At 51.4% G+C, this 815-nt stretch carries 1 protein-coding gene; it reads right to left on the reverse strand.

The features are described 5' to 3' along the window. The coding region (locus R7Q48_RS26250; RefSeq protein WP_318133121.1) for an ATP-dependent DNA helicase RecG at window positions 1–815 on the reverse strand (815 nt) is incomplete at both ends.

The raw sequence follows: 815 nt of genomic DNA on the forward strand, positions 1-815 counted from the left end.
GCAACCGAGCCTCGACCGACGCGGCCTCTTAACTGGTGTAATTGCGCCAAACCAAGGCGTTCAGGGTTTTCGATGATCATCAAGCTAGAGTTTGGCACGTCTACGCCAACTTCTATCACCGTCGTGGCTACGAGCAGGTGGAGCTTGTTGTCTTTAAACTCTTGCATGACAGCTTGCTTTTCGGCGGGCTTCATACGGCCATGAACTAGGCCAATTTTTACATCTGGCAGTTTGCGCTGTAACTCTTCGGCGGTGTCTGCTGCGGCTTGCGCTTCTAACACTTCTGATTCATCGATCAGCGTACACACCCAATACGCTTGCTTGCCTTCGTTAAGACAAGCGTTTCGTAACCGCTCGACAATGTCGTCACGTTTGGTATCTGGAATGGCGACGGTTTGAATCGGTGTTCGGCCTGGTGGTAATTCGTCTATCACCGACGTTTCCAAATCAGCATACGCTGTCATTGCTAGTGTGCGAGGAATCGGAGTCGCCGTCATGATGAGCTGATGCGGATACGCGCCTTGTTTTGCTCCTTTCTCACGTAACTCTAATCGCTGATGGACGCCAAAGCGGTGCTGCTCATCAATGATGACTAAAGCTAGGTGATGAAATTCCACATGTTCTTGGAAGAGGGCGTGAGTACCCACTATCATTTGCGCTTCACCGCTGGCAATGTGAGCCAGTTCCGTCTCTTTGGCTTTGCCCTTGAGCTTACCAGCAAGCCAGCCAACTTGAATGCCCATGGCTTCAAACCAGTTGGCGAAATTGATGGCGTGTTGTTCGGCGAGCAGCTCAGTTGGTGCCATTAGTGCGAC

The organism is Vibrio sp. 378 (assembly GCF_033339435.1).